Genomic DNA, 16604 nt, shown 5'->3' with positions numbered 1-16604 from the left:
CTAATTGTTTGGTAATGTTTAAGCTCTATTCATTTTGAGGAGCGGCAGACGGTTCTTCCTCCTCCTCATCTTTTTTAATTTTTTCTACTGAGGATATTTCATCCCCTTCACTGAGTTTGATCAGACGTACACCCTGGGTGGCCCGTCCCATCACCCTAAGTTCTGAAACCGGAGTCCGGATAGTGATTCCTGACTTATTTATGATCATCAAATCATCTGAATCTACCACTTCTTTGATGGCCACCAAATTACCAGTCTTTTCGGTAATATTCATGGCCTTCACTCCTTTTCCTCCCCTATTGGTAATTCTGTATTCTTCTAAAGGTGACCTCTTGCCATATCCTTTCTCGGAAACTACCAGCAGGCTTGCATCTTCTCTTGAAGCACATACCATGCCAATAACTTCGTCTTTAACATCACTTAACGTTATGGCCTTCACACCCGTCGCTGTCCTGCCCATCGGCCTGACTGTGGATTCGTGGAAATGGATAGCCCTTCCTGATTTTGCCGCGATGATAATATGGGAATCCCCATTGGTCATATCCACCTGAAGCAACTGGTCATCTTCCCTGATATTGAGAGCAATAATACCGTTGGACCTTGGCCTGGAGTATTGTTCCAAAGTCGTCTTTTTGATTACCCCCTGCTTGGTGACCATCACTAGGAAGTTATTATTGACATAATCCTCGTCATTCAAATCTCCTACCTGTATGATAGATCTGATTTTGTCTTCAGGTTCTATATTGATCAAATTCTGAATGGGTCTTCCTTTCGAAGTTTTTGATCCTTCTGGAATGGCATAGGTTTTCAACCAGAATAATTTTCCGTGATCTGTAAAAATCAGCAGATAATTATGCGTGGAAGCAGTAAACAAGTATTCTGTCCAATCATCCTCTTTGGTAGCCGCACCTCTGGAACCCACTCCACCTCTACTTTGTGTCCTATATTCTGTCAACAAAGTCCTCTTAATATAACCTTGATGAGATACGGTAATGACCACTTCTTCATTTGGAATCATGTCTTCGTAACTGAAATCCTCAGCGTTGTGCTCAATGACGGTTCTTCTTTCGTCATTGTAACGCTCTTTCATTTCAGACAATTCATCCTTGATAATCTGCATCCTTCTTTCTTCGCTCCCAAGGATATCTTTTAGATCTTCAATCAACAGCATGATCTCTTTGTATTCCTCTTGGATCTTCTCCCGCTCCATACCTGTCAGACGTTGCAACCTCATGTCGAGGATCGCACGGGCCTGAATTTCACTTAGGCCAAAGCGCTCCATCAAGCCATTCCTTGCGGTCTCCGGATCTCTTGAGCTTCTGATCAAAGAAATCACCTCATCTAGATTGTCTAAGGCTATCAGATAACCTTCCAGGATGTGAGCCCTCTTCTCGGCTTCTTTTAATTCGTATTCAGTTCTTCTGACCACCACTTCATGCCTGTGATTGACATAGTGGGTAATCATGTCTTTCAGGTTCAAGGTTTGCGGCCTTCCTTTTACTAAGGCCACATTATTAACTGAGAATGATGTCTGTAACTGTGTTTGTTTATAAAGGTTATTCAATACCACATTGGGTATGGCATCCCTTTTCAGTTCATAAACAATCCTCATTCCCTGACGGTCAGATTCATCCCTGATGGCGGAAATTCCTTCTATTTTCTTTTCAGTGATCAGCTGGGCCGTCTTCTCTATCATGTTGGCCTTATTGACCAAATAAGGGATTTCTGAAATGATGATAGCCTCTTTACCGCTGTCTTTGGTCTCCACTTCTGCCTTTCCGCGAAGAATAATCCTACCGCGGCCAGTTTCAAAAGCAGCCTTAACACCATTATAGCCATAAATAATACCCCCAGTTGGGAAGTCAGGAGCAATGATATGCTGCATCAATTCAGATACAGTAATATCCCTGTTGTCAATATAGGCAATGATCCCGTCCACAACTTCACCCAGATTGTGAGGTGCCATATTGGTCGCCATACCTACTGCAATTCCAGAAGCACCATTTAATAAGAGTGCTGGAATTTTAGCAGGAAGAACAACAGGCTCCTTTAGGGAGTCATCGAAGTTGAGCTGGAAATCTACCGTTTCTTTATTGATGTCAATCAACAACTCTTCTGCTATGCGTTTCAGCCTAGCTTCGGTATAACGCATCGCAGCCGGATTATCTCCATCTATCGAGCCAAAGTTACCCTGACCATCCACCAATGGATACCGCAAGGACCAAGGCTGGGCCATACGTACCATGGTTTCATATACTGCAGAATCACCGTGTGGGTGGTACTTACCAAGCACTTCCCCTACAATTCTAGCTGATTTCTTAAAAGGCTTATTGTGCAAAACTCCCAGTTCCTGCATTCCAAAAAGTATTCTTCTGTGAACTGGTTTGAGTCCGTCACGGACATCCGGAAGCGCTCTGGAAACAATTACCGACATCGAATAGTCGATGTAGGCACCACGCATTTCTTCCTCTATGTTAATTGGTATAATGTTCTCGTTTTCTCCTTGCGCCATATTTTTTGTTCGTACTCAATAAGCTGGCAAGTTAATAAAAAGAAAACGCTTTTGAAACAGCTTATTCCGTGATTGGAAAGCTTAAAGGGCAGCATTTAATACCACTGCCCAATCTTTCGGTTCTGAAGTCTGAAAATTGAACTTCCCCTATATTCCACTCCATCATGTAAGTGCTTCATTACCACCCCACAACCCTGGACCTTGCAACGCTTGGTTCCCGGAAGATTGATAGATAGGCCAACCTGGGCCACATAAAGATTTTGTCTCAAATCCTGAAAACTTGCTAAATTTTCCGCCTGAAAAATAAAATTTCTGAATTCAGCCCCACCCCTGACAAAGAAACGTGTGTATTCTGAAAACTCCCTTTCTATTCTTAATCCCACACTGTAAAAAGTCTGATTATTGGTCAGCAACCTTTCATCAAAGGATTTCCGGATAATGACATTTCCAAATTCTGCATCCAATAAAAATCTCCAGGGATAGTTTTGACGGATCCTTTGATTCTTCTCTGATTGCATGTAAAAATTGGATGAAGCATATCGCCTATATCTCCAATTCAGGTATTTGGCTCTTTTTCTCGCATCATAAAGTACCAGTCCCACATTGGCATAAACTTTATCAAAGGTGTAATTTCTGTTTTCAAACAGAAACTCATAATCATTTCCTTTAAGAGAAGAAAGCCGACCGAATTCCCTACCATAACCACCACCTATTGTCAGAGCATTAAAGACATTGATCCTTACTCCAAGATTAATTGGATAGGCCATGCCATTGCCCCTAAATCTAATCGTATCTTCCGAGGTCAATTCCCTAGGTTCTTCCAAGTTCCTGTACTGAACAATAGGATATTGGCCCGGCTGTTCGGAATTGAAGTCGATTACAGGCACATGATAAGCTCCACCACCCGAAAATTCAAAACTGATATTGCTGATGAGATTACGGGTAAAATTCCCCACATCACTTTGAGCTTTTCTGTTTTTTGTCCTTGCCTTGGTGTCAATTCCAAAAATATCATCCTGGGCAATAGCAGCCCCAAAAAGGAAAAAAAGAATTAAAAATACGGGTGCTTTTTTCATATCTGTATTAACGAAACCGAAATTAAAAATTATACATCCTAAAAAACAAAAAAGGCCCCGAATATTGGGACCTTTTTTTACCAGTTACCTTAAAATCAATTTTAGTTCTGTGCAGAATTTTCCTCACCGTTCTCCTTCAGTTCTGCGACCAATGAGTTTATTTTTTCTTTTACTGCCGGATCTGCATTCATTGCTCTCCTTACTTTATTGTAGGTAGCGGCACCCAAAACTTCCTGGTCCATGATCAATCCAGTCATGTATTCCTTTACCTCATCACCGATAGCGTCTATGTAGGACTGAATCTCTGCGAAAGCAGCCCTCTCCTCTTCGGTGATTTCAATTTCAGCCAATTTATCCTCTTTCCCCCAAGCACCTTTGATTTCATTGTACCGGGCACCGCCTCCTAAGGCTTCATTGTTTTTGATCATTTCCTCCATCGTGGTTTGTTTTTCCTTGATAAAGGCCTGTACCTTTGCCTCCATGGCCGCATACTTCAGCATTTCCTCCTCTGTCAATTCTTCGCTTTCATCCTGGGCAAAACTCTGAACACTGAAAATCCCTAACATCAGGAAGGCAAGTAAGAATAGCTTTTTCATTGCAATAATTGGTTTTTGTTGTATATTTTTTTTGAATTCAATTTTCAATAAATAGCATTAAATTCAAATTCACAAGAAAAACCACAAAAACAATGCCCTAAAACTTGTTAAAAGGCAAATATTACCCATAAAAGGTAACAAATCCGCCAAACCATCCAATCCTATTGAAGGTTTTTTAAGTTTTTAATAGTTAGGATTGGATTTTCCGAAGAAAACACAAAATTACCTGCAACCAGGACATTGGCTCCCGCTTCCACAAGCAAGGGGGCATTGGCCTGATTTACCCCCCCATCGATTTCAATCAGGGTATTTAGACCTTTTTCTGCAATCATTTTGCTCAGTCTTCTAACTTTTGAAATGGTATTTGGAATAAATTTCTGCCCTCCAAAGCCCGGATTGACAGACATCAGTAATACCATATCCACTTCTTCCAGAATATTTTCCAAATGTTCGATAGGGGTGTGCGGATTAACGGCTACTCCGGCTTTACATCCTAAGGATCTGATATGCTGTAGCGTCCTATGTAAATGAACACAGGCCTCATAATGAACAGAAATGATTTCTGCCCCTGCTTTTTTGAATTCTTCCAGATACCGGTCCGGATCCACAATCATCAAATGTACATCCAAAGGTTTCTTTGCATGTCTCTTGATGGCTTCTGTCACAGGAAATCCAAATGAAATATTGGGTACAAAAACGCCATCCATGATGTCTACATGGATATAATCTGCCTCAGAGGCGTTAAGCATTTCAACTTCTTTTTGAAGATTGGCAAAGTCTGCCGCTAAGATAGAGGGGGCTATTTTGATTGACATGAGGGATTATTTATATCAGGCTGCAAAAAAAAGAAAAATACAGATCGCAGCCTACCATTTCATCAATTTTGTCCGCTTTATATCCGATCCGGACTGCACTTCGACTATATAAATACCGGAAGGCAATTCTGGAATCTCCACCTCAAATGGGTCCCTAAGGCTCCCCCTGCTCAAAGATGCCTGTTTCATCACCCTCCCCTTCAAATCAAGGAGAGCAAACTCCCCTTGCTCGGAATTTCCGAATTGTATAAAAAGTTCTGAACCCTTGAGGGGATTGGGATAAATTTTCCATTCCTGCTCTTCAACGGTAATCCCTCCTAATACAGGGCCATAATATGCCTTGGCAAAATTGGGTATCCCGTATCCTAACCAATTATCAGGATCCTCTGCCTGAGAACTGCTTTTTAAAATTTCTTCAATCAGCTTTTCCTTTGTCCATTCCGGTCTAGCTTGCCATAAGCCCGCCGCAAAAGCCGCTATCTGAGGGGCAGAAAAAGAAGTTCCGCTGGATCTTCCCAAATTTCCGGTACTACGGATAAGCCAAACCTGCTCACCAAAAGTACTTACCTCAGGCTTTATCCTTCCATCTGCCGTAGGTCCCTGGGAACTGAATGAGGCCCTGTCCATACCCATATTGGTTGCGCCAACCGATAAGATTCCTTTAGCATCAGAAGGAGCTGTAATACTCCGCTCTCCTCTATTGCCATAATTTCCTGCACTGGTAACTACCAAAATTCCCTTGTTAGCAGCGATAGTAGCTCCTTTGGATATTACAGCTGTTTCTCCGTCCATATCCTCCAAAGAATAATCCATCCCAGGATCATCAAAATCCCAATATCCTAGAGAACTGTTGATGATATCTACCCCTAAGCTATCGGCATATTCCGCTGCCTTAATCCAATTGTATTCTTCTATCCTAAATTCAGTGGGTACTTCCTCCGTGATGCATAAAATATAATGGGCATCGGGGGCTCCTGCAACAAGCAAGTCAGGATCATTGGAGGCCATAAGGGAAAGCACGTTGGTCCCGTGTTGATTTTTAGAAAACACATTTTTGTTCCAAACATGTACAAAGTCCCTGGTTCCTATGATTTGGTTATTCTCAAACAAATGCGAAAAAGCGGGAATTTGATCCACACCCGGAAATCCTGCATCAAAGATGGCTATAGTAATCCCTTTACCCGTATATCCCAGTTCATGCATTTCTTGAATACCCAATAAGCCATTCTGAAAATCAAATGGCGCCTCAGCCGTTGAGGCATTTTTTTTCTTGTTTGCCTTCATACCCGAACGGGCATTGACAGCCTGAAGCTGCCGCCCTTCAGGAACAAAACCCCTTGCAACGAATTCCACAGAGCTTACAAAATCCAAAGATTGAATCTTCTCCAAATTCTCTTCATTGGCGATGACCACAGAGGCATTCAGCCATTTGCTATGGTAAAGCACTTGGTCCACCAAAGGAATTATCGATTTTATGTATTTTTCTGAAACAGGAAGATCAAGGCTATCAAGGGTAATCCTCTGTCTCAATCTTCTTTCGATGGAGGAGATTGTTAAATATCCAGCGGGGTTGTCCAAACTGAACATCTCCTGTGGCTTGTATCTATAATGTATGGCATACCTGTTCTGGGCATTTGCAGAAAACCCAAAAAAGAGAAAAAACAAAACAATAAGTAATGTTTTATAATTTGCCATACGTTGAAATTTTCATGTGTGTTTTCCGGCCTGAGTCTTTGATCATCTGACCTAAGCAATCATTTCTACTACAATAAGTAAAAACCTCATAATAATGTTCTACCATTCCAACCCCCCTGGTGTAGACCTCATAGCGATTGTCGCGGAAAGTAATCTGATCATCATCTTCCTCCTGCCTAACAATGAGCGACCTCTGAAAGAATTGTGCCCCTATGGTCACATTCCCCATAAACTCGATTTCAAAATCATCTCTTGGAGAAGAATTATAAACCATGGCATCCCATCTTGCCCCTACTCTAGGGGGTAAGACCAAATTAACTGAAATCTGATTTTCAAAGTTCCTGAGCAAGGCATTGCCCCTAAAATGGAGCGAATAACCGGAAACCGGAAACCAATTAAGCCTATCATCCGATCGTTCCCTCCTTATGACAAAGACCTCCTCATTTTGGGCATTGAAGAAACTGTAATCAATGAGATCACGTAAAAAATATTGCTCTGTCTGACTGTCATTTTCTCCAAAAACAATGGTTTCCTCCACATCATAAATCCAGAACAGCCCAAGCTCAAGTGGTTGATAATCTTTCCCAAAATCCAATCTCGGATTTTCAACTTCCCTACATGAAACAATCAGAATAAAGAAAACAAAAATGCTGAACAATAACCTATAGCGCATATCCATCTGCTTACAATGGGCTAAAAATACGTTTTTAGATTGAAAACTTTTACCTTAGCGCCCACAAATTCATTATCAAACCCATGGCTTTAAGAACTTTTGTCAAAATTTCTTCTGTAAATAACCTTTCTGATGCCAGGTATTGTGCCGGCATGCAGGTCAATTTGATGGGATTTAACCTGGAGGAAAATAATAAAAACTATACTTCCCCTGAAAAATTCAGGGAGATTACAGATTGGCTTTCAGGAGTGGAATTCGTTGCGGAATTTGAATCTGCCCATCCGGATAGTATCCTTAAAAAACTCAGTCACTATGAAGGATTCCAATATATCCAGATAAAAGAAGATATACATGTAAACTTGTTGGCCAATACCGCTTATTCTTTGATCTTACTAAAGGAAATTCAAAACCTGAATGAACTTGAAGAACTTATAAAAAAGGCCCCTTCTTACAATCAATTTGACATTACCATCTTGTTGACATCCCCTCTTTTGGAGATAAACAATGCCTTTGAAGAAAAAATAAAAGAACTGGCTTCCATCTGTCCTGTTCTGCTGGGATTTGGTCTTGAAGCTGAAAATGTACTTCAACTGATTGAAAAAACAGGGGTAAAAGGAATTGCTTTAGAGGGGGGGGATGAAATTAAACCCGGGCTCAAGGATTTTGATGATCTGGCCGAAATCCTGGAAATTCTGGAAATTGAGGATTAATGACAACTCAGAACAACAAAAACTATGGATAAAAACAGCATTGCCAAAGATTTTATGGACATTCAGGACCACATCTGTCAAGAATTGGAACTGGAGGATGGCAAAGGCAAGTTCAGAGAAGATAAATGGGTAAGACCCGAGGGAGGAGGCGGAAGGACCCGCATCATCCAAAACGGAAACATTATCGAAAAAGGAGGAGTAGCCTTTTCGGCAGTAGAGGGTCCCACCCCTGAAAAAATATTGAATAAACTTCAACTCGAAAAAGCTGACTTTTTCGCTACAGGCGTGTCCATAGTTTTGCACCCGGAAAGTCCCATGGTACCGATCATCCACATGAATATCAGGTATTTTGAGATGAGCTCTGGAGTCAGGTGGTTTGGAGGAGGTATTGATCTCACTCCTCACTACATAGATTTGGAGGATGCCAAATACTTCCACCAAGAAGTGAAAGCAACCTGTGACCATTTTGACCCTACTTATTATCCCAAATTCAAAAAATGGGCAGATGATTATTTTTTTATTAAACACAGAAATGAAACACGTGGTATAGGCGGGATTTTCTTTGACCGCCTGGTAAGTGAAGACCAAGGTGAAATGGGGCAAATTTTCGAATTCGTCAAATCAGTAGGATACCTTTTCCCCAAAGTTTACCGTCACTTTATGTCCAAAAATAAATCCCTTCCTTATGGAGCAACCGAAAAGCAATGGCAGGCTTTAAGAAGGGGAAGATATGTGGAGTTTAATTTGGTATGGGATGCGGGCACCAAATTTGGGCTGGATACCAACGGCAGGACCGAAAGCATTTTGATGAGTATGCCTCCTTCGGCCAACTGGGAATACATGCATGTTCCTAAAGAAGGCTCGCCAGAAGCGAAGACATTGGCTTATCTCAAAAAAGATATTGATTGGATCAATCTTTAATCCGAGGAAATGATGATGGAAAAAATTGGCCAATTAGACCAGGAATTATTTTTATTCCTGAACAGCTTCCACTCGGACTTTTTAGACCCGATCATGTTTACTATGACCAAAACATGGCCTTGGATACCCATGTATGTTTTTTTTACCTACCTGATTATGGCCCATTACAAAAAAGAAAGTTGGTGGGTATTCATGGCAGTAGGCTTGACCATTCTCTTCGCAGATCAAACAGCTTCCGGACTTATGAAGCCTTATTTTGAGCGCTTGAGGCCATGTCATGAACCGCTTTTAGAAGGGATGGTCCACAATTATGGTTATTGTGGCGGAGGAAAATTCGGCTTGGCTTCTTCCCATGCGGCCAACAGCTTTGGGGTAGCCACCATCATGAGCCTGACCCTGGCCTTCAAGTATCCTTGGCTTAAGTGGTTATTTGCCTGGGCTGCAGTATTTTCCTATACCAGAATTTACCTTGGTGTCCATTATCCCGGTGATATATTGGTCGGAGCCCTTGTAGGTATTCTAAGCGCTATGGCTGGCTATTTTATCATGAAAAAAGTCAGGGACAAAATTTATCGTTCAAACATTTCGGATAAAAACTTATTTTAGAGATTAAGAATAAACCCAAATAACTTTATGGATATTGCCTTCAACCAAAACGAAGATCAAAACAAACAATTACTTTTTCATCTACAGAAAAAACTGGAAACTGTCAAACTGGGAGGGGGAAAGTCCCGAATTGCCAAGGAGCATGAAAAAGGGAAACTTACCGCAAGGGAGAGAATTGCTTACCTTACGGATAAGCATTCTGATTTTTTGGAAATCGGTGCCCTGGCAGCTGACGGCATGTACGAAGAGGAGGGCGGCTGTCCATCTGCCGGAGTAATCACGGGTATCGGTTATGTTTCGGGGCGTATGTGCATGATAGTGGCCAATGATGCCACAGTAAAAGCAGGAGCCTGGTTTCCTATGACCGCCAAAAAGAACCTCAGGGCGCAGGAAATCGCCATGGAGAACAGGCTGCCCATCATTTACCTGGTGGATAGTGCGGGTGTCTATTTACCCATGCAGAATGAAATCTTTCCGGACAAAGAACACTTTGGAAGACAGTTTAGAAACAATGCCAAAATGTCTTCTATGGGAATCATTCAGGTAGCTGCCATCATGGGAAGCTGTGTCGCAGGAGGGGCTTATCTTCCCATCATGTCAGATGAGGCCATGATTGTGGACAAGACCGGGTCAATTTTCCTGGCAGGCTCCTACCTGGTAAAAGCAGCCATAGGTGAAAATGTGGACAATGAAACCCTCGGAGGAGCTACAACGCATTGTGAAATATCAGGTGTCACCGACAACAAATACGAATCGGATGAGGCCTGTCTGGATGCCATTAAAAATATTTTCGATAAAATCGGGGCTTTTGAGAAGGCTGGATTTAATAGAACAGAACCCGCCAAACCAAAGAAAGATGAACATGAACTGTATGGCATTTTTCCTGCCGACAGGGTAAAACCATACGATATGCATGAGATTATCTCCAGGCTGGTGGATAATTCCGAATATGATGAATACAAAAAAGATTATGGAAAAACCCTGATATGTGCCACTGCGAGAATTGACGGTTGGGCGGTAGGGATTATTGCTAATCAGCGTAAAATCGTCAAAACGAAAAAAGGGGAAATGCAAATGGGGGGAGTAATCTATTCCGACTCAGCTGACAAGGCCGCCAGATTTATCATGAACTGTAACCAAAGGAAAATTCCATTGGTCTTTTTACAGGATGTTTCGGGCTTTATGGTAGGCAGTAAAGCAGAGCATGGAGGCATCATTAAGGACGGTGCAAAGATGGTCAATGCCATGGCCAATTCCGTTGTTCCCAAATTCACTATCATCATCGGAAATTCTTACGGAGCCGGAAATTATGCCATGTGCGGAAAAGCGTATGACCCAAGGTTAATCTACTCCTGGCCGACAGCACAAATGGCAGTCATGAGCGGTGCATCTGCCGCCAAAACACTTCTTCAGATCAAAGTGGCTGCACTCAAAAAATCAGGCAAAGAAATCAGTGCTGAAGAAGAAAATAAACTGCTTCAGGAAATTACTGACAAATACAATGAAGAACTAAGCCCTTACTATGCCGCTGCAAGACTGTGGGTAGATGGAGTCATCGACCCATTGGAAACCCGAAAAGTCATCAGCATAGGGATAGCAGCCGCAGACCATGCCCCAATCACGGAAAGATTCAATGTGGGAGTAATACAGACCTGAGGTATATTGATCTAATGGGTATTATAGGGCGGTGTTGCAGGGCAGGTAACACCGCTCTTTTTAGACAGAATTGGCCGAAAATTCAGGAATATTTTTCCATTACTTGCTGTTATTTTTGTAATTTAAAGTCCAAAGGTTTGATATGGAAAAACTGACGGAAAAAGAGCTTCATGCCTTAGTTTCTTTACTGGATGATACTGATAAGGATGTAAAAAACCATGTGAGGGATAAGATCATTTCTCTCGGAAGTGAGGTGATACCTTTTTTGGAAAAAAAGTGGGAAGACAGCTTTAATCCTGAAATTCAAAAAGAAATAGAAGAACTGGTCCATAACCTTCAATTTTCCCAATTAAAAGAAAGGCTGATTGATTGGAGGAATTCACCTGACCAGGATTTATTGACTGGCCTTTGGATCATCAATACGTATCAATACCCGGACCTGGAATTTGAAAAACTAAATGCGGACATGCATCAAATCTACTTTGAAGTGTGGACTGCATTTAAAAATGACCTACTCCCCTATGAACAGATCCGGATCATCAACAGTGTGCTTTTCAGTCATTTGAGGTTTTCAGCCAATACAAAAAATTTCCATGCCCCAGGTAACAGCATGCTCAGCAATGTGCTGGAAACAAAAAAGGGCAATCCTATAAGCCTCTGTGCCATCTATCTTCTGGTGGCCCAAAAGTTAGGGCTTCCGGTATATGGTGTCAATTTACCGAATCTTTTTGTACTTACTTATAAATCCAAAGAAATCACCTTCTATATCAATACCTTCAACAAAGGTCTGATATTCAGCAAGCAAGATATTGTCAATTACCTGGAGCACCTTAAAATAGATCCCCGACCTGAGTTTTTCGAACCTTGTAGCAACAAAGACATCATCACCAGATCTTTGAGGAACCTGGTGGTAGCATTTGAAAAATTAGGTGATTTGGAAAAGTCAGAGGAGGTCAAAGAGCTTCTCCAAATTGCTGAAGGTTAAGGCAAATCAAAGTCCTATTAGCCTGACATTACATCCCACAGGCCTGCTGGAGGTTGGACTTGGATTTCTCCGGTTGGCAATGGCATTTAAAGCATTTTCCAAATATTTTAAATTGGCATTGGCCGCCACTTGTGGGTTATTGTCTATTGCCCCCCTGTAGGCAATGGAGTATCCGGTTGGACTAGGTGTTACCAAAACGACTTCAGGAAGCTTGGTAATACCAAGTTGCCTGGTCACGACCTGATCTCCATCCGCTAAGAATGGAAAACTGATATTTCTTTCAGATGCCCTTTGTTTCATATCTGCCGCACTTTCACCCTCTTCCACTTTGACATGAGGGTTGATCATGGCAAATACAAAACCTTGGTTGGCAAATTCATTGTGAAGGTTGACGATTCTTTCTTCGTATAATTTAGAAAAAGGACAGTTGAGACTGGTGAAAATCAACACCACTCCCCTTGCATCGTTGTGTTCTGTTAAAGTGAAAGTATTTCCGGTGAGAACATCCTCCAATTGGAAATTATCTACCCTTTGGGCTGAAAGCCGAAAGGATATCAGAGTGACAGTTACAATACTTAGAACAAGACTTTTCATCATGGCAATTGGGTTTTATTACCTAAATATAAGCACAAAGATCTTACCAAATGGTATAAGTAAGGACTATGTCATTTTCTCTTTCCACTTTTACGGTATAAAAATGATCTGAAAATTCTGTTTGATAAACCCTCCCCTTAATGGTATCGTCCTCCAAAGAAAATGGTTCAAGGAGAATATTGGACTTCAAACTGATCCCTTTTCTACCCTGACATTTGAAAATGGACTCTTTAGCAGACCATGCTATGGTGTACAAAAGCGCATCATTGTTTAGAAAAGCAATTTCTTTGGGATCAAGAAATTTGGGACCCAGACGGACCACTTTTTCCCTCACATAATCCAGATCAATCCCCACGGGCATATCTTTGTGAAATATTGCGGCGGCGATTCCCTTGGTATGGGTAAGGGACACATATCCATAACCATCCATAGGATGTGACTTTCCATGTTCGTCTTTAAAAAATCCCGGATAGGGCAAGGAAATACAGTCCAAGGCAGATTTTATCGCTAACCTGGCCCCTTTCCATTCAACTCTTTTGTCATCTCTTGATATGTTTGCAAAAGATAATTTTTCCCTAAAACTCAAAAAATCAATTCCATTTTGAGAAACTTCTTCAATATTATTTACAGCCAAAGCTGATAAAGGACTTATTTTTTCTATTTTTGTTTGCATAGGCCCATTAGGGATGAACTGCTAATCACAGCATTTTATGTCAAAAATACAAGTCAACAAACTGCATACATTATCCGGACACAACGATTGTATTTATGCTTTGGTCGAAGGCCCGGATCCAAGATTTTTTTACACAGGATCCGGAGATGGAATGGTCGTCGAATGGGACTTGGACAAACCTAAAGACGGGAGATTGATTGCCAAAGTCGCCCATTCTGTCTATGCTTTGGAGGTGGACAAAGAAAGGAATTTGCTTTTCATTGGGCATAATTTTGAAGGTATTCACGTTATTGACTTAGAAAAGTCAAAAGAAATCTGGTCCATCAAAATTACGGACCAATCCATTTTCGATATCAAAGCGGTCGGCAATGAATTATATGTCGGTACCGGAGACGGAATCGTTATTATCGTGGATATAGAACAACGTGCTGTCAAAAAACACATCAAAATTGGAAAGAAAAGTGTTCGTGTCTTTGCGTTGGATCCTAGTAGGCGCCAACTTGCCGTTGGTTTGAGTGATCACTCTGTCAAAATATTCAACCTGGCAGACCATACTCCAATCCATAACCTTGAGGCCCATAACAATTCTGTATTTGCTTTGGGATACAACCCGAACAAATCCATGTTGGTATCCGGTGGCCGGGATGCCCGTTTGAATATCTGGGAAACAAAAAATTATTCCCTCCAAGAATCCATAGTGGCCCACATGTTTGCAATCAATTATCTCTCCTTTAGGGAAGATGGCAATTATTTTGTGACATGCAGTATGGACAAGTCCATCAAAGTATGGGACAGCAATTCCTTGAAATTGTTAAAGGTCATTGACAAAGCGAGACATGCAGGCCATGGCACCTCCATCAATAAAGTACTTTGGAGTACCTATAATCAGCAAATCGTCTCTGTGAGTGATGACCGAAATATTTCTATCTGGCAAATTGAACTTTAACGACCATGAAATTTACTGCAACAGAAATCCGGGAAAAAAGCTTTGAAAAAAACTTTAGGGGTTATGATAAGGATGAGGTTACCGAATTTTTAAAAACCTTGGCCGAAGCTTGGGACAAACTTGAAAATGAAAAAATCGATCTCGAAAAAAGACTTCAGTTTGCTGAACAGGAAGCAAAAAAATTGAAAGATGTCGAGATTTCCCTTTTCCGAACACTAAAAACGGCAGAAGATACAGGCGCCAGCATTATCGAAGAGGCCAATAGGACGGCACATGAATTATTGACCGAGGCACATCAAAGTTCTGATAACATGGTCAGGGAAGCCAAAATTCAAGCCCAAAGAATTTTAGAAGAGGCTGAGAAAAAGTCCGCTGACACGCTGAATGAATTAAAAAACAGGATCAAAGGATTCATTAGGGATTATGATGCCTTGTTAAACAATAGGGTTTTGATTTTAAAAAACCTAAAAAGAATTTCTGCTGATTTGGAAGAAACACTTTCGAAGTCAGATAAAGATTTTGAAAAATCCAATATTGAGTCTTTCTCTGATTTATTGGACAAGCTGAATGAAATAAAATCAAATGTGGTTCCATCGATCTCTGAGGAGAAAGAGCGAACAATTGTTTATCAGGAAAGCGAAAAAATTGAAAGCCCTACTGGAACAATAGAAGGTCAGGAATCAAGGGATGACGCTAAAGAAACTCCTACTTTGGAAGAAACAGTAGAAATCCCAACATCAGTGGAAAGGCCTTTTGAAGAGGTAAAAGCAGAAGTGCCAGCAGAAACAGTACAAGAGTTGGAAAGTACTCCTTCTATTTCGGATGAAAACACCAAAGGAACAACTCAAGTGAAGTCAGAAACTACGGAAACAGACCAGAAAAAAGATAAGAAAGAAGGTTCATTTTTTGACCAGTTAGACTGATGGGGAAAGTTGCATTAGAGGGAATGGAATTTCATGCTTATCATGGCGTGTTTACGGAAGAAAACAAGCTAGGAAACAGGTTTACCGTAGACATACATGTGGAAACAGATTTCAAAAAGGCCATGCTGAATGACAAGCTGGGCGACACGGTTGATTATGTAGTCCTTTACAAAATTGCCCAATCCCATATGCAGGAACCAGTCAAACTTTTGGAACATCTGGCCCATTTGATGATCAAGGACATCAGAACCGCATTTCCAGACATCAAATCTGTTTCCATCACCATCAAAAAGCACAATCCAGCGCTTGGTGGAGTAGTCAATTACTCCGTCGTTACCGTTACATATCCTGATGACTATGAATAAAACATTCAGCACACTTCTTTTTCTTCTTTTTTCATTTACTTCTTTACTAGCCCAGACTGAGGCTTTTAAAATCTACAACAAAGATGGAAAGGAGGTATCCTTTGAAACGATGGCAACTGCAGCCGCTCAAGCGGAAGTAACTTTCTTTGGAGAACTGCACAATAATGCGATGGCTCATTGGCTGCAACTGAGGCTTCTGAAGTCTCTCCAATCAGGTAATGGACAAGTAGTGTTGGCCGCTGAATTTTTTGAACGGGATGACCAACTCAATATTAACGAGTGGTTTTCAGGAAAAATCACGGATAAAAACTTTGAAACAGAAGCAAAACTTTGGAACAATTATATTACTGATTATAAACCTTTGATGCTTTTTGCCAAGCAGAACAAAATCCCTTTTGTTGCTTCCAATATCCCAAGAAAATATGCTTCCTTGGTCAGTAGAGAAGGACTTAAAGGGCTCGACTCATTAAGTGAAGAAGCAAAGAAATATTTCGCTACCCTGCCATTGGAAGTGGACAAAACACTTCCGGGATACAAGGGAATGGCAGATCTGATGCATGGATCCAGCATGAATATGGATTTTATGGTTGAAGCACAGGCCATCAAGGATGCCACCATGGCCTACTCATTGTATGATTTTTTACAAAAAGGAAATGTGATCCTTCATGTCAATGGATCCTATCATTCCAATAATTATGAAGGGATTGTTTGGTACTTGAAAAGGGATTTTCCACAAACTAAAATCATGACAATCAATACAGTAGAGCAACAAGAGATCCTTTCCTTGGATGAAAAACACCTGCAAACCGCAGATTTCATTATTGTCATTCCCCTGGATGGACCAAAAAGTTATTGATT

The 16604-nt window shown here is 41.1% G+C and carries 17 protein-coding genes; 9 read left to right on the top strand and 8 right to left on the bottom strand.

Annotation, left to right across the window (positions count from 1 at the left end; translation table 11 throughout):
* Positions 1 to 25: 25 nt before the first annotated feature.
* The 6 genes from gyrA to BC751_RS12960 form a co-directional block, all read right to left on the bottom strand.
* Positions 26 to 2512: a DNA gyrase subunit A gene (gene gyrA, locus BC751_RS12985; protein ID WP_130275911.1), complete on the bottom strand. Its 2487-nt coding sequence runs from the start codon at positions 2510 to 2512 to the stop codon at positions 26 to 28.
* Between the two features lie 95 nt (positions 2513 to 2607).
* Positions 2608 to 3588: a hypothetical protein gene (locus BC751_RS12980; protein ID WP_130275910.1), complete on the bottom strand. Its 981-nt coding sequence runs from the start codon at positions 3586 to 3588 to the stop codon at positions 2608 to 2610.
* A 101-nt stretch (positions 3589 to 3689) separates the two neighbouring features.
* On the bottom strand, positions 3690 to 4184 hold the full coding sequence (locus BC751_RS12975) for a hypothetical protein (protein ID WP_130275909.1): 495 nt from the start codon (positions 4182 to 4184) through the stop codon (positions 3690 to 3692).
* A 161-nt stretch (positions 4185 to 4345) separates the two neighbouring features.
* Positions 4346 to 4999 (bottom strand): ribulose-phosphate 3-epimerase, encoded by a 654-nt coding sequence (gene rpe, locus BC751_RS12970; RefSeq protein ID WP_130275908.1) that lies wholly within the window; start codon positions 4997 to 4999, stop codon positions 4346 to 4348.
* A gap of 51 nt (positions 5000 to 5050) precedes the next feature.
* Positions 5051 to 6694, bottom strand: a complete 1644-nt coding sequence (locus BC751_RS12965) for a S8 family serine peptidase (RefSeq protein ID WP_130275907.1) — start codon at positions 6692 to 6694, stop codon at positions 5051 to 5053.
* Positions 6681 to 7367 (bottom strand): hypothetical protein, encoded by a 687-nt coding sequence (locus BC751_RS12960; RefSeq protein ID WP_130275906.1) that lies wholly within the window; start codon positions 7365 to 7367, stop codon positions 6681 to 6683. Before BC751_RS12960 ends, BC751_RS12965 begins: the two co-directional genes overlap by 14 nt.
* An 83-nt stretch (positions 7368 to 7450) precedes the next feature.
* On the opposite strand from BC751_RS12960, the gene trpF reads away from it, so the two are divergent.
* The 5 genes from trpF (at position 7451) to BC751_RS12935 (ending at position 12245) form a co-directional block, all read left to right on the top strand.
* Positions 7451 to 8077 carry a phosphoribosylanthranilate isomerase gene (trpF, locus tag BC751_RS12955; protein WP_130275905.1) on the top strand — a complete coding sequence of 209 codons (627 nt, stop codon included), beginning with the start codon at positions 7451 to 7453 and terminating at the stop codon, positions 8075 to 8077.
* A gap of 24 nt (positions 8078 to 8101) precedes the next feature.
* Entirely contained in the window at positions 8102 to 8998 is an 897-nt protein-coding gene (hemF, locus tag BC751_RS12950) for an oxygen-dependent coproporphyrinogen oxidase (protein ID WP_130275904.1), read from the top strand.
* A gap of 9 nt (positions 8999 to 9007) precedes the next feature.
* The gene (locus BC751_RS12945; protein WP_341272840.1) at positions 9008 to 9604 is read left to right on the top strand and encodes a phosphatase PAP2 family protein; all 597 of its coding nucleotides are present in this window, start codon (positions 9008 to 9010) and stop codon (positions 9602 to 9604) included.
* Positions 9605 to 9631: 27 nt separating this feature from the next.
* Positions 9632 to 11260, top strand: coding sequence for an acyl-CoA carboxylase subunit beta (locus BC751_RS12940; RefSeq protein WP_130275903.1), 1629 nt, complete (start codon positions 9632 to 9634; stop codon positions 11258 to 11260).
* Positions 11261 to 11402: 142 nt separating this feature from the next.
* Complete coding sequence (locus tag BC751_RS12935) at positions 11403 to 12245, top strand: transglutaminase-like domain-containing protein (protein WP_130275902.1); 843 nt, start codon at positions 11403 to 11405, stop codon at positions 12243 to 12245.
* A 6-nt stretch (positions 12246 to 12251) separates the two neighbouring features.
* Here the strand turns inward: BC751_RS12935 and BC751_RS12930 are convergent, their stop codons facing one another.
* Both BC751_RS12930 and BC751_RS12925 read right to left on the bottom strand, forming a co-directional pair.
* On the bottom strand, positions 12252 to 12842 hold the full coding sequence (locus BC751_RS12930) for a redoxin domain-containing protein (RefSeq protein ID WP_242617472.1): 591 nt from the start codon (positions 12840 to 12842) through the stop codon (positions 12252 to 12254).
* Positions 12843 to 12882: 40 nt separating this feature from the next.
* Complete coding sequence (locus BC751_RS12925; RefSeq protein ID WP_130275901.1) at positions 12883 to 13512, bottom strand: 4'-phosphopantetheinyl transferase family protein; 630 nt, start codon at positions 13510 to 13512, stop codon at positions 12883 to 12885.
* 37 nt (positions 13513 to 13549) lie between these two features.
* On the opposite strand from BC751_RS12925, the gene BC751_RS12920 reads away from it, so the two are divergent.
* The 4 genes from BC751_RS12920 to BC751_RS12905 are packed head-to-tail and all read left to right on the top strand — an operon-like array spanning position 13550 to position 16602.
* Positions 13550 to 14458, top strand: a complete 909-nt coding sequence (locus BC751_RS12920) for a WD40 repeat domain-containing protein (RefSeq protein ID WP_130275900.1) — start codon at positions 13550 to 13552, stop codon at positions 14456 to 14458.
* A gap of 5 nt (positions 14459 to 14463) precedes the next feature.
* Positions 14464 to 15381: a DivIVA domain-containing protein gene (locus BC751_RS12915; RefSeq protein ID WP_130275899.1), complete on the top strand. Its 918-nt coding sequence runs from the start codon at positions 14464 to 14466 to the stop codon at positions 15379 to 15381.
* Complete coding sequence (gene folB, locus BC751_RS12910) at positions 15381 to 15746, top strand: dihydroneopterin aldolase (protein WP_130275898.1); 366 nt, start codon at positions 15381 to 15383, stop codon at positions 15744 to 15746. Before BC751_RS12915 ends, folB begins: the two co-directional genes overlap by 1 nt.
* Positions 15739 to 16602, top strand: coding sequence for a ChaN family lipoprotein (locus BC751_RS12905; RefSeq protein ID WP_130275897.1), 864 nt, complete (start codon positions 15739 to 15741; stop codon positions 16600 to 16602). The genes folB and BC751_RS12905 overlap by 8 nt, the downstream gene beginning before the upstream one ends.
* Positions 16603 to 16604: the final 2 nt, after the last annotated feature.

Origin of the sequence: Cecembia calidifontis (genome assembly GCF_004216715.1) — a bacterium.
Classification (GTDB): Bacteria; Bacteroidota; Bacteroidia; order Cytophagales; family Cyclobacteriaceae; genus Cecembia_A; species Cecembia_A calidifontis.
The sequence above is the reverse complement of the archived record's forward strand: the minus strand, read 5'-3'. Positions and strand labels throughout refer to the sequence as shown.